Genomic DNA, 25919 nt, shown 5'->3' with positions numbered 1-25919 from the left:
GCATTACCACTAAAGCTTTTGTAATGAAATACTTAAGTCTGACTCAACCATGAAACAATGGTTGATCGGAATAATTTGCCATTTAAATCCATTGTTGGTTGATAATTTTTCAGAAGCAATGATTACGTACTGGTAAACAGTTTCTTTTGTTGCTTTTTGTGTAAAATCTTCTTTCAGGGAGAAGTACATAGTTTCGGGTTTCCCTTTTGCAGAAGTACAATAACGGAATGCAATAACTCTTTTTCCATCCGTGATGCAGATATTAAAATAGGACACTGCTTTTTCATGATGTTTTTTTACTAATTCGTCAATTAAGTTCAATGTTTTTAGTAAAGTATTATAGATATCATGGGCATTTTTTATTTTTAAATTTTTTGCTAATTGGAGAAATAATGCAAAAATCAATTCCGAGTCTGTAGTGCCTTTAATCCAATTATAAATATCATTATCCAATAAATTATGAATTTGACGTTTGATTTTTTCAAAGTAGGGTATCCATCCATTATGCATAAATAACCAGTTTTTATAGATAAAAGGATGGCAATTAAATTGAGAGATCCCTCCTGTACTTGCTGCACGTATATGGCCAAAAAATAAATGAGACTTAGTCTTTTTTGCCAAATAAGTTAAATTTTGATCATTCCATGCAGGATAAAGTGATGTGAATAAAGCAGGTGTTCGAGAGAACGAAGTATACCACCCTAATCCAAACCCATCTCCATTAGTCAACGTACGTGATTCAAGGGCAAGGAGGCTTTGTTTTATAAGCGAATTATTAGGTTTTATTAAAAGATCCGCCAATAAAATTTTTTCTTTTCCTATATAAGCTACAAATCGACACATAATTTGTCCTTATTGAGGCTTAAACGATCCAGTCATTGTAAGTTTAGGTGGGGAAAAATGAGATGTCCAAAATAAGCATTCAAATAATTACTTTTTATTCGTTTCTATTCATGTTCACTGGATTGCATCTAAGGGTTTACATTGATATTTCTCGGATTTTCCTTTGCTTTTATTAAATCACTTCCTAATTTTGAAACATCCTCATTTAAGTCACATTGATTATTAATAAACAAAAAAAACGGATGCACATTGGGTGGAGACGGCGTCATTCGACGGATTCGCTGTTAGAGAAAATGATCGAAAACATTATTTCCGGCCATCGTGTAATTGCTCCATATGGAATGCAAGGAGGGGCTTCGGGTAAGCCTGGGCACAATCGGATTCAACGTGCAAATGGGCAAGTAGAAAGAATTAGGGCATTATGCACTTATAGAAATGCATCCAGGTGACGTTTTAATTATTGAAACACCTGCGGGTGGGAACTACGGTAAACCTGCACATGGGAACGGAGCTAATACCTAATTGTGGTCTGGATGCAGGGATGTAGCGGAACTCAAGTTTATAAAGTTATTTCTCTCCACACAAGGGTATATTAAAAATGAACCACGAGGCGCAGTATTCCATTTGTACCTTGGGCACGATTTCGGGCACCTTGCTCAGAGTAAACATTTAAAAAAACAAAGTGGTTTTTGCTGAGACTATAGACCATCCCCGGGCCAATTGCCCAAACACGTTCTTTGCGGTCGGGAACCCCAACACCATTAACCAGAGTGTCGGTAATCTGATTGAAAAAATAGCCGTTCACACCCACTGTCCACTTTTCTATTATCGCATAACCCACTGCAATATCTCCAAAAACAGCTTGTCCTGCCTGCGTGGAATGGACATTAGGTCCAAAAGCAACGTTAGGGCTGTGATTGACACCATTCCATAGGTAATGCAGTCGTGCCGCAGCGGATAATTTAGGTGTCATCCAAAACGTAAAGGCCCAGTAGGGATTTAACGACCAAAAATGGCTGCTGGGATTAATTGCATTGATACTGCTGTATCGCCCTGTTGGGGTAACCACATCCAGTTCAAAGCGCTGAACAAACAAAGGCCCTTTCCCGTCTTTTCGCATAATGGGGTCAAATTGCAGCGCAGGCCCAATCCACCAATCACCAGGACCATTTTCAGCTTTTAGCACGGTATTACCCAATCCGTCATCCACACGGGCATTAACTACCCAAGGCAAAAGGGTAGCAAAACCTAAACTAGCTCCAAAAATTTTTTTTGTTGTCACATAAATAAACTGGGTCACATTTGCAACAACATCAAGTTCAGTACGTGGCAGAGGCAGTCTATTGCCCTTGTTATCATTAAAACGATTGGAAGTGTAATACTGGAAATAGTCTTGAAAATAGAAGCCTGGCCCAGAAGGGGGACTTCCATCATAAAAACTGGTATAACCCAAATTGACCACTGGTTGATCATAAGCCAGTGCTGATGAAGCAGCCAATAAGAATGTTAAGCTAAAGCAAAAATGCAGTATTCCTTTCCATTGCATAAAAGTTGTCCTTTCTAAACCTGCTTTTTTCTAGTTGTTACCCTAGGTTGATATATTTCATACTAATCTAAATATGTACAGAATTAACCGAATTTTAGGAATCTCTTTGGTATTGGGGAAGATCACGATTATTCTTTTTTTGGCATAATTAAATCATTACTCTGATATTTGATGAAATTATCCCTGATTTATTGCATAAGAACAATATAAAGGGAGTGATTTTCCCATATGAATCAATGGGTAAAAAAGAATGCCTTAGGAATTAATAAAATGAAACCAATAGTTTTTATAGAAAATCCAAGTGAAGAAGTCCACGGGACTATTTGCAATGGGATTGATCATTACGCAGCTCAATTTGGTTTTGCAAGTGCAGGTGGTTATTTTTATGCAGCCTATGATGAGCATCACGATATTATTGCAGCAATCTCTGGGTTTGATAATTTTGGTCCAGCTGAAATTGGAGGTGTGTGGGTCGATAAACGATTTCGAAATCAGGAATATGGAAAAGCACTACTTGCAAAAGCAGAAGAGTGGGCGAAGCAAAAGGGATGTAATATGATGACTGTTTTTACTTTAAAAGATTGACCAGCATGTGCTTGGTATCAAAAATTGGGCTTTTCTATAGAGTATCTACGACTTAATCATGCCAATAATTCTATAGATTTTTATTTGCTAAAAAAGCTGGAAAATTCTGGTATCTTGGCCAAAATGGTGTGATTTTTATATGCTGCTATACTCAAATACTTTATGTATGCTACGTTTTGGTGTACACCATTTTGGCGCAATCTAGCGAATTGTCTACCTGATATTAGTAGATATTCTTCCCAAGAAAAAGTATTTGAAGGAGGTATTACCATGCGTACTGCATTTATAGGTCTGGACTATATTATTGATATTATGCATCCTCAAGGCAAAATCGCACGGTCAGCGTCACATGCACAGCAGCGTGATGTAATTAAAAAGGTAAATAAGGTTCTGGAGATTGCAAAATTAAAAAATTGGTTCGCCATAATGGTTAAAGTGGGTTTTAGTGCCCATTATATTGAGCAACCGAAACACTCTCCTATCTTTGGTAAAGCTCATGAATTGGGAGCACTTAAGTTAGGCTCTGAAGGAACGGAGTTTCATCCGGAATTACAAATTGGCGATAGTTTAGTCATTGTAAAACCACGAATTAGTGCCTTTTATGGGACTGCACTTGATGCTGCGTTACGAGCAAACCAGGTTGAACGCCTTATTATAGGGGGAGTAAGTACTTCCTGGGCAGTGCAAAGTACGGCTCGCGATGCCCATGATCGTGATTATAAGGTCTGTATCGTTGAAGATATCTGTGCTGCGGCCAATCAGCAGGAACATCAATCTTCCATCCAATTAATGGAGAAAATAGCACAAATTGTTACGGTAAATAAATTAAAAGGCATTTGATGCAGGTTATTTCTAAGGCAATACAAACATTAAAAGATGAAGTTCTGATATGGCCTTTGTTAAGAGGTATTATTGTATTATTACCTTTCGCATCCTTGTATTTAAGTACAAATAATCCCCGTTGGCTCCAGTCCTCTGTTTTAACTATGGCAACCCTGATTGTAGAGGAACGACTGCAGTTGACCGCATTAGGTGTGTTACTCCATGGCAGTATAATTATTGCTATGTTTTATTTGCTCTTTTTAACCCAACTGCAGCCGGTTCTTTTTGTTGTTTCATGCTCTTTGGCGGCGACGACTGTGATCTGGGTTACAATAAAGGGAGAGAAATTACGTCCTTTGGGAAGTTGGACATTTATTCCTGCCATTATTCTTGCCACAGAGTTTGCGGCGGAGACTAAACCTACAACAATGTTTTATCAAGCGCCTCAATTCTTGCCCTATTTAGCGTGTGCATTAATTCCTACTTTAGTGATTGCACAGATTGATAAAATAAGTGCATTTCATAATAAACGGGTTACAGATTATCATCCCTTGCGATTAGGAGGGTTAGGTGAATTTGGGGAGCAAAATCCCTATATTGAAAGCATGGTCGCTATGGCACTTGCTGTTTTTATTTCTGCACTTTTAGTTGAGTATTTTGAAATGGGAAATGGGCAATGGATGATTTGGGGTGCGGCAAGTGTTGTTACCGGTAACATAAGGACAACACCACAAAAATTACGTCAACGTGTTACTGGGGTATCCATCGGTGTTCCATTAGGTATTTTATGTGGTCAATTCCTTCCTAATACTCCTTTTGATTTGACGTTTGCCGTGTGCGGTGTTTTTTTAACGTTAGTGGCTTTTCGTCGTTATGCGGTTGCATATACTTTTCGGTGTTTCTTTGTTGCAACAGCGGTGATCCTGGCGACTCATTCAGTTAGTATTGCTTCAGAACGCTTTACTCACGTTATATTGGGAGGTCTCATAGGACTCGTATGCGTTATGATCTGCCATTTTTTTGTACTTTGTATAACAAAAAATAAAATTTAAAGTTCATTTTCGAACGTGTTACATTATGACTGCGATATATTTTAGCAAGTTTTTATGTGGAAAGATTTTCTAATAAATTAGTTCACAGGGAGGTGTAACCATGCATTGGTCTAGGAGTTATACAAGCACTTTTATTGCTATTCTAGTGGTTTTATTGATTTTCCCAACTTTTTCTGTAGCGGCACAAAAATCTAATCTGCGGGGTGTGCGTTATTGCGAGATTATTTTTTCTAAAAAAATTAGTGATTACGCAGTTTATAATACGATAGGACTTAATAATTGCCCACAAAATATTTGGGCAAAGATAACAGCAAAGGATGTGAAAAAAGAGACTGGATCTGCCCATGTTCATTTGAATGGCCCTCGCTACTGGACAATTGACGGAATGCAAAATTCTGAGCTGGTCAGCTCCAATATCAAGACATTTAATGGGTTGGCAATGCGAGAGGCTGGAGTACTCCATATTCGTTTAAAGGATTTATTATTAGTTTCTCCTTATAAACCACGAGATGTTGCTCGTAAAACAACGTGGGTTTATGATGCTGGAAAACCTGTTTATGAACTGATTGATCCTAAGGGTAATGTGTTCGTTATGCAATCCTATAGCGTACAAAAAGAACCGCAAACAGAACAATCTCTAACTCACTTGGGTTCAAACCTTAAGTTGCCTGCTCAATGGCAATTTAAAACAGGAATTCTTAAGAAAGCAGGCACAGTACAAGCGATTGATAATATGGCTGTAGTTATTCAAGATGATTTTTTGAATACTTATCAAAAAGCAACACACGATTTGCTTGCAGACAAAGAGAGCCCATAAAGAATTTACATTGCTTCGACGTGTATTGTTAATTTGATAGATTGCTTTTATAAAATTAAGGCTCATCATTTTTCTTAAGAAACAATATGATGAGCCCCTTAGGCTTATTCATTAAGCACTTTAATAGGGAAAGGAGTCAGTTCCTTATGGGTTTTTAAAAAGCCTGTTATTTGAGCTCCATCCTCAACTGTTGCAGATGAATACAGTCCGGTAGTACATGTATTTTTAGTATACTTATCCGTAACTATCATATAAGGCCCTTTATTGCGTACTACAGAGCAGAGACATTTTGCTTTTGCAGAATCTTTTTTATCAATGACACATGGACTATCCAAACACCACGCCCAAGGACGATCGTTGTTACACATCGCATAAGATTTAATGGGGTAATAACGTGATTTAATGATTTCTCCTTTATTGGTTTTCTTGACCTTAGAGCATGCTTTTGTGCCAGCAGAATAGCCATTATGTACGCTGCAATGACAAGACACCCAACCTTTTTTTCCAGGTATTGGTTTACATGGGGCAGTAGTACATAAAGCGAATTTGCTTTTACAAAGAGTAAAATCGGAAGTTTTAGCGCTTATAGAGAAAGTAAATGCCAATAATAAAAATATAAGTAGATTTTTATTCATATTTTGCGTTCCTTAGTTAGGTTTTATTTCCATATAAGAACTTCTGGTGATTTACGGGGCACTGCCGGTTGAATGGCTGCTGGCACCCCTACAATAATGGGAGCAATTGCTGTTACATCAGAGGGAATATTCAATTTTTTTTTCCATTCAGGAGTATTTAATGCCGAAACTGCAAGCCCGATAACACAGGTACCAAGTCCATGGGCACAAGCAGCAAGTATTAAGTTTTCAGCTGCTAACCAACAATCAGCAGTTACAAAATGACTATGATATTTGCTGTAAATAACGATGAGGGTGTTTGCATTATAAAATGCATGAAAATCAAGATCATTTATAAGCTCTTGCAGATACCTCATCTGTATTTTGGAATAACTAAGGGATTCAGTGTAAATAAGTGCTTTCACACTATCTGATAAGCGATCTAGTGTATCCTGATCTTGAATTACAGCAAAAGACCATGGTTCTTCATGCATGGCAGTAGGCGCTTGAACTGCGGCATCAAGTAGTGAGTTAATGGTTGACCGATCAAGTTCTTGTGACGTGTAATTTCGTATGGATCGGCGTTTATAAATTATTTCGATTTCACGCATTAGGGCTTTTTCTTCCTTAGGTTTTTTTGAAGTAGCCATATTGTTCTCCATTTAAACCCTGTGACCATACAATCACAGAAAAATAAAACATTTTTTAGTATGATGGTTTTTTGAAGTTTGCTTTGCTTGGTTTTCTTGACTAACGTGGGAACTCCTTTTCTTGGGGCGATGAATTGTTTACAGAGGATAAACTTCAGTGAGGCATGGATGTTTTCTCATAACATCAAAATAATTCCTTTTATGGTTCCTTAAATTTTGGTTCATCTTCCCGCTTTGTCAAGTTTATTAAAATCAGGCTCGATAGATTGAAAAAAACAAAGTATTATTTTGGGGCTATTACACTTACCAAAATGATCGTAATAATTAGCATTAAAGGAAGCCTGTTGGAGACTAAGGATGCAGTACCTTTACCCTGAGCCACTAAAACCTGGAGATACTATTGGGCTGGTTACTCCATCAAGCCCCATGATTCCTGACATATTGGAAGTCGGTATTGCTTATTTACAGCAAAAAGGGTTTCAAGTGAAGTTGGGACAGCATGTGCACGCGGGTGATCGTTTTTTAGCTGGAGATGATGAGTTCCGGGCAAAAGACATTATGGATTTTTTTAGGGATGATGAGGTTAAGGTGATCATGGCGATTGCCGGTGGTTATGGATCGCAACGAATAATCCCTCTTCTTGATTATGATCTTATTCGAACTCGACCCAAATATTTAAGCGGATTTAGTGATACTACTGCGTTACAAGTCGCTTTACTCAAGAAAGTAAGAATGATTTCTTGTACAGGTTTTGTATTTGGTGATTTGGGAGACGGTCAACTCGATTCTTTAATTGAGAAGACACTATGGACTTGTCTTGCAGGTGGATCATTTCAAATAAAAGAAGGTCAAACAGTGCAACCAGGCATTGCCAAAGGCAGGTTGGTTGGCGGTAATTTGGAAGCGTTGACATCCTTAATGGGGACACCTTATCAACCGGAAATAGAAAACAGTATTTTATTGTTAGAAGATGTAGGTGCAGAGCCTTATCAAGTAGATAGCCGTTTATCGCAGCTTGATATGGCGGGAGTTTTTAGTGATGCTCAAGGTGTGATTTTTGGGCAGTTTGCTCGTTGTGTTGCGAAGTACTTTCCGGAGCGTGATGGTATTGTTGATGATGTAATTGAAGAATGGTCATTACGTATTAAAGTACCATGTATTAAAAATTTTCCTTATGGACATTTTCCTCGACGATGTGTATTACCTCTTGGAAAAGAAGTGATTTTGGAGGCTGATCAATGTTTAGTGACTATTTTATAATTGATTCATTACCAAAAGTGAGGCATGTATATTTCTTTACATGAGGTAGGATTTAGCGTAACTAAAAATTAACGAGACAAAATGGATCTGAACTATTATGTATGACGCGATTATCTTTGATTTTGATGGAGTTATTTTAGACAGCGAACCTCTTCACTATGAAGCATGTTGCCATGTGCTTAAGTCATTAGGAATAACTATAAGCTATTCTGAATATATGAAAAAGTACTTGGGTTTTTCTGATAAAGATATGTTTCCAAGACTATTAAGCAATGTGGGAGTTCATTGTTCGGATAAAGAGATCAAACAGTTGATCCAACAAAAAGCCATGGCCTATATCAATATCATTCATAATCGAGACCCCATACCTCTGATTGTAGATTTTGAGCAATTTATTTTTAAAATTTCTCTTAAAATTAATAAAATTGGCATTTGTAGTGGATCCAGCCTCGCCGAAATCACTGCGGTACTCTCTAAAGTAAGGCAGGGAAAATTGCACGCTTATTTTGATACCATTGTTACATCGGAAGATGTGCAGACCGGTAAACCATCCCCTGAAGGCTATTTGCTGGCAGCCAAACGTCTAAAGGTTGTGCCTGGACGTTGTTTGGTTATCGAAGATACATTACACGGAGTCAAAGCAGCTAAAGCGGCAGGGATGCAAGTAATTGGTTTGATGACAAGCTATGACAGACATCAGTTTTTAATTGCGGATAAAGCCGCTACAGGGTACAGGCAGTTATTAGCGCGAGTTTGGTAATGTGTATTCATAGAGTTTGGGTGAACGCCATAAAACTTGGAGAAAATTATGGCTTCACTCAGAATACTAGCTTTTGAGAGCAGCTCTATTATTGATTCGCTAACCAGTCTTCATAAGTTAAGGCAAAGCGAAAATGATCGCACCATACGTCATTTATTTTTAAGTATCTTGGAGAGAATCCCTCTTTAAGAAAGCCATTTTTAGTGGCTAAATGAATGGATGCTGTATTAGTAGGTTGGATATTCGCTTCAATTCGATGGAGTTTTATATTTAAGAAAATTTCTTTTAAAATAAGTTTTAATGCTTGACTCATTAATCCTTGGCCAGCGTAAGTTACCGATGCAAAATAACCCATGTATGCACTTTGAAACACACCATGCACCATCTCATTAATATTGAATACACCGATAATATCTTCATTTTGGTTTAATGCTAAATAACACCGCCGATCACCGTGCTGATATTTTTGTAAATAGGTTTGGAACTCCTCAGAAGTTTGAGGTGCGTTAACAAAAGGGTAGTGAAAATCCCTGCTTTTTTGCATAGTCAGAATAAAATTGGCTTCATCGTACTGACTTAATCTTCGCAGCAGTATCGTATTTGTTGATTGCATCAGCATAAATTTTTTGTGAGAAGTGAGATATTATCACAGTTATCATGTAGGGGTTAGAGTTTACCTAGGGTTAAAAACAGGACAGACCTGATTTGAGTTGTAAAGTAAGTTCTTCATTTGAATCACCTTATTATTTGGGATAAGATCGGCAAAAAAAAATCCAGGTCATAAAATCATGCCACTCATTGTTAATTTATCAGCAATACATGCTTTGAAACCTATCAGCACCTGTGTTCGATCATTTGAAGATATTTGTGATCGCTATTCTACCGGCTATTTCAGTTGTTGTTCCAGTTTCTTTCAATCATGGACAAATTATGCTTGGCTTATGTATCAACTTGGTAGAAATGACTCTAAATTGATTCAGCCTTATCGCTTAGGTAAACTCACTACAGGGCAATTTCTGGAACGATTGTTAAAAATATTTTCATTTCTCAATGATGTAACTCCTGAGGAAAGGGTGCTAGAGGAGTTAAAGAGCAAGCAGTTGTATTCAGATACTTTTGCAATAATGCTTTTGGAAAATGCTTGGAATTCACAAATTGGATGGGATGAGTCAAAAGCAGATTATCTCTTGGCATTAATTCATGAAGCGGAGCGAGGCGATTTAAACGTAGAAGTTTCTCATGGAGCTGACTCTGAGCCTAAAAGAGATCCCATTTATTTTATTGCGAACACCAATGAATTGCATGTGTTACAGATTCTTAACATTTTGCGAAAAGAATATCCATCCATCAATTTTTATCGAACTATTGATGTCAGTATTAAAGAAAGCAAAGAACCTGTTGAAATTGCTCCCGGCATATTTCTTTGTTTGTCTTACCGCTACCAACTATTTAAAACCCAAGAGGAAAACCAAACGGTTGATCCCAGTTCCACGATGTCTTTACTCAATTATTTGGTTACGAAGCAACTTAAAGAAGTTCCTGTTTCAGAGTTTCGGGTGATTAGTCAACACCAGGATGACTTGGTAGAAGCACTACGCGCAGGTATTGATGCGGATAATATTTATCAGTCTCAAGATTATTTTGCAGCTCAAACAGCAAACATGAGGAAAATGAAGTAAGTTTATGAATAGAGTGTGTTTGGGGCTCACATTATACTTTTTCTTATTGGGGAGTACCGCGATTATGGCTATGGACATAGTAACTGTAGAACAACCTGAATACCGTCAGGTTCTAAAGAGTAAAGCTCAAGAAGTCCAGTTTCCTTTAAGTCACGAAGATAAAGAATTAATTGCAGCAATGAAGATTAAATTACATGGATTAGGCGGAGTTGGCTTGGCTGCACCTCAGGTAAATTGTGCAAAAAGAATAATTGCAATCTACATTCCCGAAGAAGTGACTTTATTGCGGGATAATGTTAAAAAATTCTATCCTATGCATATTATGATTAATCCAAGTTATGAACCGATAGAAGGTTCTGATATGCATCAAGATTTTGAAGGTTGCTATTCTGTTTCCAGCAAATCAGGGAAAGTTCCCCGTTATGAGCAAATCACTTTGACTTATTATGATGAGTCAGGACATTTTCATCAGCAAACTGAAGAGGGATTTTATGCTCGGGTGTTACAACATGAAATTGATCATTTAAATGGTTTTTTAATTCTCGATCGACTTACTCCTGATTGCATACAAGGTTCAGTCGAAGAAATGATGGCTTTGCGGCGAGAATTATTGTCTCCAGAGAAAAGAGCTCTCTTTGATCAGATGATTGCACGAAAAGCCCAAAAATAATCTTGAGCTTAAAGATTGAACTTATATTATGTCAGAATTATATTTAGGCGTATTTTTTAATAGTTCAGTTAAATTTTGCGCGGTAAACTGAACTTTTGCTTGTTCATAACCTGCCTCAGCAATTTCTTTATATTTTTTGAAATCCAGAATGCCGTATTGGTCTATTTTTAAAGTAATACCATAATCCGCCATGGCCATCATTTTCGAGGTATTCTGATGGGAGCTGATTGTTAACAGCCTCAACACCAATTCTCCCAGATTAAGTGGTAATATTGATTCTTTCCCCATGAATTTGTTGTATAGCAGTTTCCAGCCAGAAAGCGAGTAGGGTATTGAGGTTAATTTAAATATATTGTTAATGCTAATATTGGAGGCAATAATTTTACTGCTCTGTGAGTACTGTCTCATGACGTTAGTGGGTATATTATTGAGTATTCCCCCATCAATTAGAAGTTTGTCATTAAAAGATACTGGTGGATAAATAAAAGGTAAGGAGATGCTGGAACGAATGGATTCCCATAATAGTCCTCTATCGTGAACATATAAATTTTTGCTGATTAAATCGGTTGATACGCAAAAATAGTTAAGCCATAAATCTTCGATTTGACTCTTTTCGCCATAGAGCTCAATAAGACTGTCTGCAGCTCTTCTGCCTGTAGCAATTGCGATATAGGGGAAGGTAAAATCAATTTTAGACCCTTTGATTAAATACTCTTCCACATATTTTAAAACATCACTAGAAGAATACCCCATAGCAAAAACAGCCGCGAGCATTGCTCCCATACTCGTTCCGGCAATGTAATCTACAGGTATCCCTCTCTCCTCTAATAAGCGATAAACACCTATATGAGCGAGACCTCGTGCTCCACCGCCACTGAGGACTAAAGAAATGGTATTGTCAGTAAAGATACGCATCATTCGAGAAATGCCTTCCTCTGTATTACTTCGAACATGAAAATGACTGTTGACAGAGCGCTTTTCTAACCAGCTTTGAGTATTTTTTGGCGGGTTTGCAGTTTGATGAAGAAGTACTAATACGTTTCGTTTAATAAAATTACTTTGCATCGTTAAGACGTAATTTTCTACCTCTGATAAGTCAGAATTATGTTCTTCTGCCAGTGCTAAGAAAGCGAGAGAATCCGCTTGACGTAAACAAAATTTAGTCCAGCTTGTTATTGCTTCATCTGCTAGGTAGAAGATGTAGGAGTACTCTTTTTCTAGTTGGTTAATCCATAAAATCCCTTCATTGCTCATATTTCCATGAGCATCCAGCAGATTTTTTCTTTTTTCAAGACAACCGCTGTTTAATAAAAGAATTTTTTCTCCATAAGAGAAACGAAAAATCATTTCTTGCAATTGAAATTCAAGGTCTTGTATTTGTCTTATAGGGATTAGAGCAATGGATTTATCGCGTGTAGAAGCGCTATGAATGCCCTGCAGTGAATTAGTTAATCGTTGAATGGTGAATTGGGTTATCTTATTAAGTAATTCTGGAAATTTTTTACACAAGTTCAAAAAATTTTTTTTCGATAATTTTAAGATGATGCTATCACGCAGCGTATAAACATTCGCAGAGCGTGGTAAATCGGATAAAAGCGCCATTTCTCCTATAATTGCCCCTTCATGTAACTCACCTTGAAACGTCACATTTCCTTCAACATCGGTTATTTGATAGTAAAGACGACCTTTAATTAAAATGTAAAGGTCATTCATATTTTCCCCTTTTTTAATCAAAAGGGAATCACCGGATCGAGATTCTATTTCCAAGACACGAGAAAGTTTTGAAAGGCATACATCACTCATACAGCTAAAGGGTTCATGTTGTTTAATGAATTCAAAAATTTCTTTGGTTGTAAGTAAGGGCTGATCCATGTCTTTATTGTTACTTTGAAATTTAAGCAATTATTTTTATTATAGACTTTGTTTTTGGAAGTGGAGGTGACGAAGGAGGATCCTGCCCATTTTCTTGTTATTGCTGGGCTTTGGCTAATCCCTACAGAAAGCTATTATTTTTCAAAGGTGAACTTGACAAAATTAAATATAAATTTCTAAAATGCAAAGGGCAAAAATTATATTTTGCCCTATAGCTTATTTAATTAACTCTAAAAGGAATTAAGTCAATGAACAAATTACAATTAACAGGCGTTGCTCTTGCAATGGGTGCTGCTTCTATGTTTGCTTTAACCCCTGCTTTTGCAGCTGATACTACTGCTGGTATGGTAAAATGCCAAGGTGGTAATGCATGTAAAGGCCAAGGCGCTTGCAAAACTGCGGATAACGCTTGTAAAGGCCAAAACGCTTGTAAAGGCAAAGGCGTAGCTGAAATGTCTCAAGAAGACTGCCAAAAAGCTGGTGGTACTGTTGTTCAATAATTTCAATTTGAGTTTCGCGTTACTCCAGGCATGTAATACATGCCTGGCTCACATTTTTCTTCGAGCTGAATATGGATATCCCAAAGTATAAAGTAACTGAAAAAATGCCTTTTTTAGGTTTTGGATTGGGATTACGACCTGATTATTATGAAGAAATCTTAGAACAAAAACCCGATTTGGATTGGTTTGAGGTACTGACCGAAAATTATATGGTTCCGGGCGGCAAACCGCTTTATTATCTTGACCAAATACGAGCTCACTATCCTATAGTGATGCATGGGGTGTCTCTTTCATTAGGAAGTACTGATTCTCTGGATCGTGATTATTTAAATCAATTAAAAGCGTTGGTAGCTCGCATTGAGCCAGTCTGGGTATCTGATCATTTATGCTGGACTGGGGTTAACGGGATTAATGCCCATGATTTGTTACCTGTTCCCTATACACGTGAAACAGTAAACCACATTGCATCACGAATTCATCAAGTACAGGATTTTTTAGGACGTCCCATTTTAATCGAAAACGTTTCCAGTTATCTGACTTACAAACAATCTGAAATGACCGAATGGGAGTTTATCCAGGAAATTGTAAAACAAGCGGATTGTTATATTTTATTAGATATAAATAATATTTATGTGAGTTCTGTAAATCATCAGTTTAATCCTATAGATTATATTATGGCTATGCCTCCCGAGCGTGTCGCGCAAATTCATTTAGCAGGCCACTCAAATCATGGTAATTACATTATCGATACGCATGACGCACCAGTAATACAACCTGTTTGGAGTCTTTATGCTGCAGCATTGCAGCGTTTAGGACCGATATCATCTATGATCGAACGAGATGATAATATGCCTCCTTTTGCGGAGTTACTCGCAGAAATCAATCAGGCACGACGGATTGCTGAGTCAATTTTAGTTGAAGAGGTATTAGTATAATGGAGCTTTCTCAGTTACAGGATCAGTTTCAAAAATTTCTATTATCAGGGCATTCTGAGATCCAGGGTTCTATAGTACCAACTGATTTGGTATCAGTAGATACTCGCTTAGGCATTTATCGTGATGCGTATAAACTTCGGCTTATTGAAAGTTTGAGTACTAACTTTCCTGCCTTGTATGCTTATTTAGGAACCGAAGAATTTAATAAGCTATCCACTTATTACATTGATGCACATCCTTCTTATTATCGCTCTATTCGTTGGTTTGGTGATTTATTAGCAGATTTCATTAAGCGTAATTATCCACACTATCCTTATTTATCCGAGCTTGCTGATTTTGAGTGGAAAATGGGTTTAGCTTTTGATGCTGCTGATGAGCCGGTAGTGCGAGTTGAGGATATGGCGGTTATCCCACCTGAGGCATGGCCCAATCTTCAATTTGTTCTCCATCCATCCCTGCAGCGAGTCAATTATTTGGGAAACACAATTCCTCTTTGGCAGGCTTTAACTCATGATCGGGAACTGCCTGAATTGCAACAAAACTCTATACCCACATCCTGGGTTTTATGGCGTTCACCTGAATATATCATTCAATTTTATAGCCTCTCAGATGAAGAAGCTTGGGCATTAGACAACTTATTCCAAAAGTTGTCTTTTGGCGCACTATGTGAGGGACTTTGCCAGTGGATAAAGCCGGAAGAGGTAGGTATGAAGGCCGCTTCTTTTCTTAAGGGGTGGATTCAAAATGGTATGCTATCGCAATTATTAATTGCCGATTAGCCCATTAGTTCCAAATAAATTCTTACTATTGCGAGTTAAATTCTCTCGTAGCATAATATGTGAACATTTTTTATTAGACCTTTTTAGAAACTGGCTTTAGAATCAATTGCGTAGTGACACGGAGTGTAGAGTCGGAGTGTACCGCAAGTACATGAGATTCAACTACCGTATCGACGAAGCAAGTACGCTTCTGCAGCAGAATTTCCAAAGCGGGTCAATTCTATAGAGTGCAACCGGGGAGTAATCAATGTCTGGAACCAAAATTGAAATTGGCAAGGGACCATCCATGACTAATCCAAACTCCGAAATATTGGATGATGATCTTACTATAGAGGAAATGGTGATCGATAATCCTGGCGGTGGTGATTGTGGATTTTATGCGTTTGCAGTAGGTTTAATCGATATTATTCAAAAAGAGCACGCACTTACGAGAAAAAGTAAAACTTATGAGCAATGGAGGATACAAAGTCTTCGCCATGTTAGTTTGCAAGAGATTCTCGACATTGATTTAAATGAATTATATCACTCACATAGGAATTATAAAAAGGAGCTCCTGTTCAAGTTACAAATGTCGTTAAGAATTATTGCTTTTAATGTCTATAAAAACGAGCCCCTAAACAGGATAATAACAGAAGACATATTAAACGATGGGCGAGCCAATATTTCAGCTACCCCAATATTTTGCAAATTCGTGGAATTAGTAGACTTTTACTTAGGAAAAAACGACCATTCACTGGCTGCAATAAGCCAATTCAATGAATTGGCTTTATCTCCAGAAGCCCGACGTTTGGCGCAAGAAACTGCCCAATCACTGGCACTAAAACTTAAAGGAAAAGGCGATAAGGAAGCACAAAAAATACAAAATGCTTATGTCAAAGAAGTATTGGAAAAAGACATAATAGTGGGTAGGGAAGCAAACCCGGATTCAGTTATTTTAAAAGGCATGGAAAAGATTAAAGAAGATGGACGATGGGCAACCCATTATGACTTGAAAGAAATCGCAGATCAACTTCATGTAAATCTCCATGTCGTTGGTAAGGAGAACGGACGTGATAAACCTTCTTACCCTATTATTACCTTATATAACATGGGTAATACGCATTGGACTACAAAAGTGACAATAGCTAAAAAAATGTCAAAAAATTTAGCGAAGCCCAAAGAACACCTTGAGGGCAGTTCGCTATCGCCTCCAATCAGTAAGCAAATAATTGGGTTAGATATAGATCCTAAGCAGCTTAAACAAAATCCTATTGTAAAAAGACCGCCTCTCCAAGATCAAAATTTTCCAAAAACAGATGTAAGTAAGCACAATGAAACTCAACCTAGAGTAATGAATCCTGAGCGGTCGAAGAAGCAACCTCAACACTATTTCAGTAAAGAAACTCTTTTTAAACACAGTGAAGAGATGCCTTTAACGTTAATGAGTTCAAAGGCAGAGCAAAAAGAATTAAATCGATTAATTCATGTAGTTCATCGTACAGTAATAGCGTATTGTACCTATAGCGATGGAATTATTTTTTCGTTTTTCCACAGACATGGCGCATCCGGTAGGACAAGAGCGAGTAACTTTGATGAGCAATTTTCTTTAGTTGAAGATCTTGAGCAGGCCAAGAACATGTTAGTGGATTTTCTTGAAGATAGTAAAAACGGCAAAACTCATCCTCATTCATTCAGGACTATGTTATTAAAGGGGCTTTTAGTAGCAAACGAGCCGCATAATAAAATGGATTTAAAATATATTTCTAAAAATTATTCGGCACTTTTGGCGGAGTTTCAAGAGGAGTTTATTCCTGATGAACTGGTAATTTTTTAAGTGAGCTAAGTCAACAAACAACCACGGTCCCGAGGCTTGTTCGCAGGCTCCATGAGCGATCTGGTCAATTACCTGATATTCCGTTTTATTCTCACTACCCTACATCCCGCGAACACGTCTTGTAATGTAGGGTAGTGGAACGAATTGCAACACACCTTAATGACTCCAGACTACAACATTCTATTCATCCGACTAGGTTCGTTTTCGGCTTAGTAAAGCAAGAAGAGGCGGTAAAATTGAAATAAAAATGATGCTGTAAATTACTATGGTGAAGTTTTCTTTGACTAATGGAATTGAGCCGAGAAAATAGCCTAGGCTCAACAAGCTAGCAATCCAAATTAAGGCACTGATCAAGTTGTACAATGAGAAATGAAAAACTTGCATTGTTCCTATGCCGGCCACAAATGGTGCAAAAGTTCGTATGATTGGAAGAAAACGCGCGAAAATTATCGTTTTGCCTCCATGTTTTTCATAAAATGCATGGGTTTCCTCAAGGTGTCTTTTATTAAGCAGCCAGGATTTATCAGTAGAAAAAATACGAGGACCCAGTAGACGGCCCACCAGAAAATTGATTTGATTTCCCAACACTGAGGCAAGAAAAAGCAGCAACATCAAAATTGAGATATTTAATGGATTTCCAGGTTGTGCGGCAATACTGCCTGCAGCAAAAAGTAAGGAGTCACCCGGTAAAAAGGGTGTCACAATAAGTCCTGTTTCGCAGAAAATCACTGCAAATAAAAGCAAATAGGTCCAAAATCCATAAGTTGAAACAATGGTGTTCAGGTAAACATCAATATGAATAATATAATCGAAAATAGTGTCTAAAAGCATTTTACATTTGAAATTAAAATTAAATAAAGTAAATATTCTTACATACTTATTTCTTAATTAATATAAATTTTATATCTTCAGCTTGCTTTTGCTATCCTTATAAAATAGACCAATACAAGGAGTATGTATGGTTCAGAAGGATAGCATATCGAAAAAACAAATAATGATTAAGAAATTAAACTCATGAATACTTTATTTCATCTTGCATTTCCAGTCCATGATCTTATTCTGGCAAAAGATTTCTATCACCATAAATTGGGCTTTTCATTAGGGCGTGAATCTGAGCATGCATTGATTCTGGAGTTTGGCAATCATCAAATTGTGGCACATAAAGTTGATACTATCCTTCCTCTACAAGAAGGTATTTATCCAAGACACTTTGGTTTAATTTTTCTTGAGTGGCATGAATTTGATACTTTTTTGGGAAAAATTAAAAAGGAGCAAATTACCTTTGAAATTCCACTAAAAATACGATTTAAGGGCACTCGAATTGAACATCAATCCTTTTTCTTGAAGGATCCCAGTAATAATTTGTTGGAATTTAAATATTATCAATTTGATTCAGCCATTTTTGGTGAAAAAGATTTTAAACGAATAGGCGATTTATCCAACAAGGAATGAGTCAAGATAGGTCATTGTAACTACAAGGTAACATTCTTGGCTATCACAGCGCAGCCTTTATTTAGCCTGACTGCTCGCAGCCTATTTGGGCTCGAAGGTAGCCTGTTTTCAAGCAAACAGGCTACCTTGCTTTAATATTTTGAGTATGTTTAGTTCTTTAGGTCAAAAAAACCAACTTTAATTATTTTGAGACTATAATGGGTTAGGATACAATATATGACAGAGGTTTCACTTTGGGGGAACTCGCAAAATCTGCCGGCGCAATAAAGCCTTTTGGGTTGTAATTTATAGTAATACCAACGGATTTATAACAAATGAAGACATATTCAGAACAAATGAATGCATGTTGCGAGATCACCTCGGGACTTGTTTTGTCAAAACCAAAAGCACTCATTCCTATTCGTGCAGCGATTTTAAGTATTTCCTCAGTATCATAAGGATATCCAAGCAAATCAACTGCTTGCTTTGAGAGATTTGCAAGAGAATCTTTAGGGAAGCTCTGATGGCGAGCCAGCATTAACCTTCCAGGATATCCCTGACCACTTCCGTTATAATTACGGATATAATTGCTTAAGGGAACTGTACGTACCCCCAGGGTTTCAACACTTTCCATAACCATGATTCGATCAATAGCTTCCAGGCGCACAATAAACGCAATATGGCTCCACACGCTATTTGTTGCACCTTTAATCATAGTTGACATTAAGGAGTTTCCTGAAGCAAATAGAAGGTCTCCTGTTTTGATTGTGTCTCTTATTTGTTCATAACCATTTATATCTACGTTAGGAAAACCATCCATAGCTACTACCAAGAATAATGGAAAATAACGTAAATATAACCTTTGTCTGCAGCTTTTAAAAGATAAAAATAACAGGGTTTGTTTCCATTTCTACCACCTAGAAAAAAAGGTTTGATTTTCTCCGTTGCGATGCTCACATACTGCGGGTATGTTGCGCTTTAGTACTCGATATATATGCCATTTTAGTACCTAATGATGCCACAATAAGTTGTATAACCATTTCGGTAATCTTACAATGGATTTTTATGGTGGAGTTTTCTAGCCAAGGATGCTTTGTGCGTTTTTTATTCCCTATCAGTTTGTTCTTAAGCGCCATTCTTTTATTTAGTATTCAACCAATGGTTGCTAAATCTTTACTGCCTGTTTATGGAGGAACCCCGGCAGTTTGGACCGTATGCATGCTTTTTTTTCAGGTTGTATTGTTGTTTGCTTATGGATATGCCGCTGTGCTTTGCCTTTTTAATAAACCGAGTACATGGAGAGTGGCGCATACAGTGCTCGTTTTCTTGAGTTTTATGGCGTTACCTCTTGTATTTCAACCCTTGATTCTTCATGAATCTCCTGAATGGAGCATTTTATCTAATTTATTTGCTCAATTGGGATTGCCCTTACTTGTTATTGGTGCCTCAGCACCTTTATTGCAATTTGCCTACAGTCAGACCAAGGAAAAAGGATCTGCAGATCCTTACTTTTTATATGCTGCGTCTAACCTGGGTAGTCTCTTGTCTTTGTTACTTTACCCCTGGGTGATAGAACGTTTCATTGGATTAAAAAATCAATTTTATTTATGGAACATAGGCTATGTATTCTATGTTGCTTTGTTATTTTTTATTGTTGTTGCTAATCGTTATCAACCGCTGGAAAAACAAAATGAAATAGCTGTGGCCTGGCCTCTGCAGAAAATACTGTATTGGATTTTTTTAAGTTTTGTTCCATGCAGTTTAATGCTGGGAGTGACTTTGTATATTACTACGGATATTGCAGCAACTCCCTTATTTTGGGTATTGCCTTTGGCTTTGTACCTACTTACTTTTGTACTTGTATTTACTAACAAGCCTTTGGTTTCATTTCCATGGATAGCACGAAATAGTATATTTTTTCTCATTTTTCCGATTATGGGCTTTATTTTACATGCCGGGCAAATAAAGGCTTGGCAAGGTATCTTGTTTCATTTATTGAGTTTCTTTATATTAGCATTGCTTTGCCATAGTCAATTATTCTTAAGCAGACCGAAACCGCAGTCCCTTACATTATTTTATTTTTGTCTGGCTCTTGGGGGAGTATTGGCTGGGGTGTTTAATGGAATTTTAGCACCACACTGGTTTAATCAGATTTATGAATATCCTCTAGCAATCTTACTAAGCCTTTGTGCGTTGCCTCAATTGCCCAAAAAAGGCAGTTGGTGGGTTCCCATGGTTGTTCTGGTTGTTATGCTACTACATTACGCTCTTCGCGATATTCATTGGCCTGGAGGTTTTTCATCTTTTCAGATATGCGCTATTTTGGCATTAATTATCATCGTTATTTGGCAAAAAAGTAAAACCAGTTTGATTTTATCGTTATTCATTTTATTTGGGTTTATTTTTTCACCACTACTACAAAATGATTCAATTTTAATACAGGTGCGCGATTTTTATGGAGTAAAAAAAGTAATAGATAAACAAGGGACACGAGTCTTAATCAATCAATCTACAGTGCATGGATTGCAAGCCACAGGAGAGAAAATACCTACTGGACTGACTTCTTATTATGGAGCGGTTAAACCCCTGGTGGATGTCATGCAGCAAAAATGGAGCTCTTTATCAGTAACAATTATTGGCTTAGGTATTGGTACTATGATCTGCCAATTTCGAAAAGAGGATCAAATTAAAGTAATTGAGATTGATAATCAGGTCATTGATCTCGCCAGGAATCCTCAATTGTTTACCAACATAAGAGATTGCCCAGCCCAGCTGACCATTATAAAAAATGATGGAAGATTGGCTGTAGAACAATTACCGGATCATTCCCAAAAATTATTAGTCATAGATGCTTTTAGTTCGGATGCAATTCCTGTGCATTTATTAACTCTTGAAGCATTTATTCTATATCAACAAAAAATTACCAAAGACGGAGGTATATTGATTCATCTAAGTAATCGACATATGAAATTATTACCTGTGATCAATGCTGCTGGCAGGTCTTTGGAGTTGATGGTGCTCTCTTTAAATAATAAAGGCATGCTTGCATTAGGTCAGTTTGATTCACAGTGGGCTTTTTTGACTTCTAATGAAAATCTGGCGTTGCAAATTATGAAGGGAGCTCGTTGGCAGTTTAATACAAGTGACGAGCAGTTCTTATGGACTGATAATTATTCTAATCTGATTCCATTATTGAAGTGGTAATCTCTGTAGCCTGGGAAATCTAGGAAGAGAACCCTGGGCTACAATGGTTTGCGATACAAATTAAAGGTAAATTAAACTTCAGCTAGGTTTCCTTTGCTTTCTAACCAGACCTTTCTATCGCCTGCCCGTTTTTTATTTAACATCATGTCCATAATTGCTTCAGCTCCTTCCTCATCATCCATGGTTAATTGAACCAGGCGTCTGGTATTGGGATCCATGGTTGTTTCACGGAGTTGGATAGGGTTCATTTCACCTAAACCCTTGAAGCGTTGAACATTGGCTTTAGCTCGTGTTGTTTGCGCCAAGTGATGGAGGATACGATTTTTTTCTTCATCATCCAGAGCATAATAAACCTCTTTGCCTGCATCAATTCGATAAAGTGGAGGCATTGCAACAAATACATGCCCTGCCTGAACCAGTGGTTTAAAATGGCGTAAAAATAGGGCACAAATCAAGGTTGCAATGTGCGCGCCATCGGAATCTGCATCTGCCAGAATGCATAATTTACCATAACGAAGTCCACTGAGATCAGAAGAACCAGGATCTACCCCGATAGCTACGGAAATATCATGAATTTCCTGGGATGCTAAGACTTGTGATGAATCGACTTCCCAGGAATTAAGAATCTTTCCACGTAAGGGTAAAATTGCTTGAAAATCTTTATTACGTGCTTGCTTTGCTGATCCGCCTGCTGAATCACCCTCTACTAAAAATAATTCAGCCTGGCTTAAGTCAGTGAGCAAGCAGTCAGCCAATTTACCTGGGAGAGCAGGTCCTTGACTCACTCGTTTACGTGCTACTTGTTTGGCTTGTTTTAAACGTTTTTGTGCACGTTCTATTGCCAAAGAGGCAATCGTTTCACCTTGGTTACGATGTTGATTGAGCCACAATGCAAAAGCATCTTTAACCACATTACTGACAAAAGCTGAGATTTGGCGTGAACTTAAGCGTTCTTTAGTTTGGCCTGCGAATTGTGGTTCTTTCATTTTAACTGATAATACGTACTGGCAAGGTTCCCACAAATCATCTGCGGTAAGTTTCACTCCTCTAGGCAGTAGATTTCTTAGTTCACAAAATTCAGACATGGCATCAAATAAACCAGATCGTAAACCGTTAACGTGGGTACCGCCTTGAACCGTTGGAATTAAATTCACATAACTTTCATTAAAACCACTGTTTGCACCATGAGACCAAACCAACGCCCAGTCAACAGTTGCTTCATCACTTTTGAATTCACCTATAAAGGGTTCTTCAGGTAAGTAATCACCATCAGCCAATGATTGATTTAAATAATCAATAAGCCCTTGCTCATAGCACCAATGCATTTCTTCATTATTTATCTTATTGATAAAAGTCATAGACAAGCCAGTGCAAAGCACGGCTTTTGCTCTAAGCACATGAGTAAGGTGTTTTACTGAAATACGTGTGGTATCAAAATACTTAGGATTAGGCCAAAAACGGATAATTGTACCTGTATCCCTTTTTTTAGTAAGGCCAGCTTCATTTAATTCGCACAATTTATCGCCATTGGCAAACGACATTTGATAAATAATTCCATTGCGTTTAATCGTGACATCAAGACGATCAGAAAGGGCATTCACTACAGAAACTCCAACTCCATGTAATCCGCCAGAAAAGCTGTAATTTTTATCAGAAAATTTACCTCCAGCATGTAAGCGAGTCATAATGACTTCAACACCGCTTAAGCCTAATTGAGGATGTAAATCTACTGGCATACCGCGGCCATCATCTTCTACCTCAATAGAGCCATCTTCATGAAGTGTGACACGGATATTGCCTGCAAAGCCTGCCAATACTTCATCCACGCTGTTATCGATCACCTCTTGTGCCAAATGGTTAGGGCGTGTCGTATCGGTATACATGCCGGGGCGTCGTTGAACAGGTTCTAGTCCACTTAATACTTCAATTGCTTGGGCTGTATAGTTTTCTGACATGGGTATTTCTCAAATAAAAGTTAGGTTTATTTTACCATATATTATGATACAGTAGGCGAAAGACGAAGATTCCTTTTGTAAATCTATTATAAAGTTCCCCTGCTCTGCAAGCGGAAGAAGATCAGAATGTCGTCGCTGAACCTGGATTTGGGGAGCTTAATCTGGGATATGTAGAAAGACACCTTCTGGATTTATGTATTGCTTAATTCAACAGAAAACATATGCAAAAAAATAGTGTTGAAATTCATCAATTGTCCGTAGCTTTTCAAAATCACCATAAAATGGTATCTGCTTTGGATGAGGTCAGTTTTAATTTACATCCTGGTGAAACTTTGGTTTTATTGGGGGAGTCGGGCTGTGGCAAATCCCTAACTTCTTTGGCGTTAATGCGTTTGTTGCCTAAATCCGGTGTCTATGGAATCGATAGTTTAATCCATATGGATGGACAAGACATTCTGGATTTACCGGAACTGATGATGCGGCAATTGAGAGGTCGCAAGATTGCCATGATTTTCCAAGAGCCAATGACGGCACTCAATCCGGTGATGACTATAGGAGAGCAGTTAACGGAAGCTTTGGTAAAATGTAATTCCTCCTTGACTAGGCAGGAACTGCAAGAGGAATTGTTATCTCTACTTTATGAGGTGGAAATGCCTCAGCCAGAAGTTAAAATACATCAATATCCACATCAATTGTCCGGTGGACAGAAACAACGCGTAGTCATTGCTATGGCTTTGGCATGTAAGCCCGATGTTTTAATTGCTGATGAACCAACAACTGCTTTGGATGTGACAATCCAGGCGCAAATCCTTGCATTACTAAAAAAAATACAAAAAAACCACCAGATGAGTCTTCTGCTAATTACCCATGATCTGGGAGTACTAAGGACTATGGCATCTCGAGTTTGTGTGATGTATGCAGGGCAAGTAGTGGCGCAATCTTCTGTAGATGATTTTTTTTCACGAGTAAAGCAACATCCTTATGTACAGCAGTTGTTGGCTTCCGTGCCTTCTTTCGCAAAACGTGAGGAGCGTTTGTCGGTAATTCGTGGATTTGTACCTTCTTTGGAGGACATGCCTTCAGGGTGTCGTTTTCACCCCAGGTGTAGGTATGCATTTGAGCGTTGTCCTATAGAGGAACCGCAATTACAAGAACAAAATGGTCAATCGGTACGATGTCATTTATATCCTGATTTAGATGAACTACCTCCTTTACAAAAGAATAAAATAGCGTGGAATGTTGCATCTTCTGAAGCAAAAACAATACTCACAGTGAATAATTTATCTGTTGGTTTTATCCAGAAAAAAGGAGTATTCAGCCGCCATAAAGTTATATTCAAAGCAGTTGATGGCCTTTCATTTCGTTTGCAGCAAGGAAAAACCCTGGCTTTGGTAGGTGAGTCAGGATGCGGAAAAACAACAGCCAGTAGAGCTCTGTTGCGTTTGTTACCTATTTCTGGAGGTGAAATACATTATAAAGAACACGATGTGCTGGGACTAAAAGGACGTTCATTAAGAGAATACAGGAAAAAAGTACAAATTATTTTCCAAGATCCTTTTTCATCTATGAATCCCCGAATGACAGTAGGTGAAATAATCGCCGAGGGCATGCATGCCCAAGGGATGAAACGCTCCGTAATTAACATAAAGCAAAAGGAATTGTTAAACCAGGTCAATTTGCCTGCTAATAGTTTACAGCGTTATCCGCATCAATTTTCTGGTGGGCAAAGACAACGAATTTGTATTGCACGTGCATTGGCAACAGGACCTGATGTTTTGATTTGTGATGAGCCAACAAGTGCTTTAGATGTTTCTGTGCAGGCACAAATCCTCAATTTATTAAAGGAATTACAACAGGAAACGGGTATTTCTTATTTATTTATTACCCATAACATGGGTGTAGTTTCCTATATTGCTGATGAAGTATTAGTCATGAAAAATGGAGTGGGAGTTGAGTTTGGAAGTTGTGAAGACCTTTTTAAAAATCCTAAAGAAGCGTATACACAGCAACTTTTAAATGCCGTTTTAGATGTTTTTTAATCAAATTCTCAAATCATTACGATCTATCTTACATATTTTATTCATTTAAAATGTGATATATTTGCGCACTATTTGGATAATAAAGTCTTAGTA

General features: G+C 37.7%; 24 protein-coding genes. 15 read left to right on the top strand and 9 right to left on the bottom strand.

Annotation, left to right across the window (positions count from 1 at the left end; all coding sequences use genetic code 11):
- Nucleotides 1-9: 9 nt before the first annotated feature.
- Together Lpar_RS17610 and Lpar_RS17605 are read right to left on the bottom strand one after the other, a co-directional pair.
- Nucleotides 10-843, bottom strand: coding sequence for a class II glutamine amidotransferase (locus Lpar_RS17610; protein ID WP_058519065.1), 834 nt, complete (start codon nt 841-843; stop codon nt 10-12).
- 592 nt (nt 844-1435) lie between these two features.
- Nucleotides 1436-2389 (bottom strand): SphA family protein, encoded by a 954-nt coding sequence (locus Lpar_RS17605; RefSeq protein ID WP_058519064.1) that lies wholly within the window; start codon nt 2387-2389, stop codon nt 1436-1438.
- A gap of 270 nt (nt 2390-2659) precedes the next feature.
- Between Lpar_RS17605 and Lpar_RS17600 the strand changes: the two genes are divergently transcribed.
- The 4 genes from Lpar_RS17600 to Lpar_RS17585 all read left to right on the top strand — a co-directional run bounded on the left by Lpar_RS17600 (nt 2660) and on the right by Lpar_RS17585 (nt 5665).
- Entirely contained in the window at nt 2660-2974 is a 315-nt protein-coding gene (locus Lpar_RS17600; protein WP_162264351.1) for a GNAT family N-acetyltransferase, read from the top strand.
- 270 nt (nt 2975-3244) lie between these two features.
- Nucleotides 3245-3814, top strand: a complete 570-nt coding sequence (locus Lpar_RS17595; RefSeq protein ID WP_058519062.1) for a cysteine hydrolase family protein — start codon at nt 3245-3247, stop codon at nt 3812-3814.
- Nucleotides 3814-4848: an FUSC family protein gene (locus Lpar_RS17590; protein ID WP_058519061.1), complete on the top strand. Its 1035-nt coding sequence runs from the start codon at nt 3814-3816 to the stop codon at nt 4846-4848. The genes Lpar_RS17595 and Lpar_RS17590 overlap by 1 nt, the downstream gene beginning before the upstream one ends.
- Before the next feature lie 100 nt (nt 4849-4948).
- Nucleotides 4949-5665 carry a hypothetical protein gene (locus Lpar_RS17585; protein ID WP_058519060.1) on the top strand — a complete coding sequence of 239 codons (717 nt, stop codon included), beginning with the start codon at nt 4949-4951 and terminating at the stop codon, nt 5663-5665.
- A gap of 104 nt (nt 5666-5769) precedes the next feature.
- On the opposite strand, the gene Lpar_RS17580 is transcribed toward Lpar_RS17585, so the two are convergent.
- Entirely contained in the window at nt 5770-6300 is a 531-nt protein-coding gene (locus Lpar_RS17580) for a hypothetical protein (RefSeq protein ID WP_058519059.1), read from the bottom strand.
- Between the two features lie 23 nt (nt 6301-6323).
- Complete coding sequence (locus Lpar_RS17575) at nt 6324-6929, bottom strand: nitroreductase family protein (RefSeq protein WP_058519058.1); 606 nt, start codon at nt 6927-6929, stop codon at nt 6324-6326.
- A gap of 357 nt (nt 6930-7286) precedes the next feature.
- On the opposite strand from Lpar_RS17575, the gene Lpar_RS17570 reads away from it, so the two are divergent.
- Both Lpar_RS17570 and Lpar_RS17565 read left to right on the top strand, forming a co-directional pair.
- Nucleotides 7287-8189 carry a S66 peptidase family protein gene (locus Lpar_RS17570; RefSeq protein WP_058519057.1) on the top strand — a complete coding sequence of 301 codons (903 nt, stop codon included), beginning with the start codon at nt 7287-7289 and terminating at the stop codon, nt 8187-8189.
- 97 nt (nt 8190-8286) lie between these two features.
- Complete coding sequence (locus Lpar_RS17565) at nt 8287-8949, top strand: HAD family hydrolase (protein ID WP_058519056.1); 663 nt, start codon at nt 8287-8289, stop codon at nt 8947-8949.
- A gap of 88 nt (nt 8950-9037) precedes the next feature.
- Here Lpar_RS17565 and Lpar_RS17560 read toward each other — a convergent pair whose 3' ends face one another.
- Nucleotides 9038-9562 carry a GNAT family N-acetyltransferase gene (locus Lpar_RS17560; RefSeq protein ID WP_058519319.1) on the bottom strand — a complete coding sequence of 175 codons (525 nt, stop codon included), beginning with the start codon at nt 9560-9562 and terminating at the stop codon, nt 9038-9040.
- 175 nt (nt 9563-9737) lie between these two features.
- Here Lpar_RS17560 and Lpar_RS17555 point away from each other — a divergent pair, with 175 nt between their 5' ends.
- Together Lpar_RS17555 and Lpar_RS17550 are read left to right on the top strand one after the other, a co-directional pair.
- Nucleotides 9738-10628, top strand: coding sequence for a hypothetical protein (locus Lpar_RS17555; RefSeq protein ID WP_058519055.1), 891 nt, complete (start codon nt 9738-9740; stop codon nt 10626-10628).
- A gap of 64 nt (nt 10629-10692) precedes the next feature.
- Nucleotides 10693-11298, top strand: a complete 606-nt coding sequence (locus tag Lpar_RS17550) for a peptide deformylase (protein ID WP_058519054.1) — start codon at nt 10693-10695, stop codon at nt 11296-11298.
- 21 nt (nt 11299-11319) lie between these two features.
- On the opposite strand, the gene Lpar_RS17545 is transcribed toward Lpar_RS17550, so the two are convergent.
- Nucleotides 11320-13170 carry a cyclic nucleotide-binding and patatin-like phospholipase domain-containing protein gene (locus Lpar_RS17545; RefSeq protein WP_058519053.1) on the bottom strand — a complete coding sequence of 617 codons (1851 nt, stop codon included), beginning with the start codon at nt 13168-13170 and terminating at the stop codon, nt 11320-11322.
- 248 nt (nt 13171-13418) lie between these two features.
- Between Lpar_RS17545 and bufA2 the strand changes: the two genes are divergently transcribed.
- The 4 genes from bufA2 to Lpar_RS17525 all read left to right on the top strand — a co-directional run bounded on the left by bufA2 (nt 13419) and on the right by Lpar_RS17525 (nt 17197).
- Nucleotides 13419-13670: a BufA2 family periplasmic bufferin-type metallophore gene (gene bufA2 / locus Lpar_RS17540; protein WP_058519052.1), complete on the top strand. Its 252-nt coding sequence runs from the start codon at nt 13419-13421 to the stop codon at nt 13668-13670.
- Between the two features lie 71 nt (nt 13671-13741).
- Nucleotides 13742-14605, top strand: coding sequence for an MNIO family bufferin maturase (gene bufB / locus Lpar_RS17535; protein WP_058519051.1), 864 nt, complete (start codon nt 13742-13744; stop codon nt 14603-14605).
- Nucleotides 14602-15384 carry an HvfC/BufC N-terminal domain-containing protein gene (locus Lpar_RS17530; RefSeq protein WP_058519050.1) on the top strand — a complete coding sequence of 261 codons (783 nt, stop codon included), beginning with the start codon at nt 14602-14604 and terminating at the stop codon, nt 15382-15384. Before bufB ends, Lpar_RS17530 begins: the two co-directional genes overlap by 4 nt.
- A gap of 247 nt (nt 15385-15631) precedes the next feature.
- Nucleotides 15632-17197 (top strand): hypothetical protein, encoded by a 1566-nt coding sequence (locus tag Lpar_RS17525; RefSeq protein WP_058519049.1) that lies wholly within the window; start codon nt 15632-15634, stop codon nt 17195-17197.
- A 192-nt stretch (nt 17198-17389) separates the two neighbouring features.
- Here Lpar_RS17525 and Lpar_RS17520 read toward each other — a convergent pair whose 3' ends face one another.
- Nucleotides 17390-18028 carry a DedA family protein gene (locus tag Lpar_RS17520; RefSeq protein WP_058519048.1) on the bottom strand — a complete coding sequence of 213 codons (639 nt, stop codon included), beginning with the start codon at nt 18026-18028 and terminating at the stop codon, nt 17390-17392.
- A 183-nt stretch (nt 18029-18211) separates the two neighbouring features.
- Between Lpar_RS17520 and Lpar_RS17515 the strand changes: the two genes are divergently transcribed.
- Nucleotides 18212-18649, top strand: a complete 438-nt coding sequence (locus Lpar_RS17515; RefSeq protein ID WP_058519047.1) for a VOC family protein — start codon at nt 18212-18214, stop codon at nt 18647-18649.
- 202 nt (nt 18650-18851) lie between these two features.
- On the opposite strand, the gene Lpar_RS17510 is transcribed toward Lpar_RS17515, so the two are convergent.
- The gene (locus tag Lpar_RS17510) at nt 18852-19448 is read right to left on the bottom strand and encodes a YiiX/YebB-like N1pC/P60 family cysteine hydrolase (protein ID WP_058519046.1); all 597 of its coding nucleotides are present in this window, start codon (nt 19446-19448) and stop codon (nt 18852-18854) included.
- 245 nt (nt 19449-19693) lie between these two features.
- Here Lpar_RS17510 and Lpar_RS17505 point away from each other — a divergent pair, with 245 nt between their 5' ends.
- The gene (locus Lpar_RS17505; protein WP_058519045.1) at nt 19694-21832 is read left to right on the top strand and encodes a fused MFS/spermidine synthase; all 2139 of its coding nucleotides are present in this window, start codon (nt 19694-19696) and stop codon (nt 21830-21832) included.
- A 71-nt stretch (nt 21833-21903) separates the two neighbouring features.
- On the opposite strand, the gene parE is transcribed toward Lpar_RS17505, so the two are convergent.
- Nucleotides 21904-23787 (bottom strand): DNA topoisomerase IV subunit B, encoded by a 1884-nt coding sequence (parE, locus tag Lpar_RS17500; RefSeq protein ID WP_058519044.1) that lies wholly within the window; start codon nt 23785-23787, stop codon nt 21904-21906.
- Nucleotides 23788-24008: 221 nt separating this feature from the next.
- Here parE and Lpar_RS17495 point away from each other — a divergent pair, with 221 nt between their 5' ends.
- On the top strand, nt 24009-25826 hold the full coding sequence (locus Lpar_RS17495) for an ABC transporter ATP-binding protein (RefSeq protein WP_058519043.1): 1818 nt from the start codon (nt 24009-24011) through the stop codon (nt 25824-25826).
- Nucleotides 25827-25919 lie beyond the last annotated feature (93 nt).

The organism is Legionella parisiensis (assembly GCF_001467945.1).
Taxonomy (GTDB): domain Bacteria; phylum Pseudomonadota; class Gammaproteobacteria; order Legionellales; family Legionellaceae; genus Legionella; species Legionella parisiensis.
Note: the sequence above shows the minus strand (reverse complement) of the source record. Positions and strands in the feature narration are given on the sequence as shown.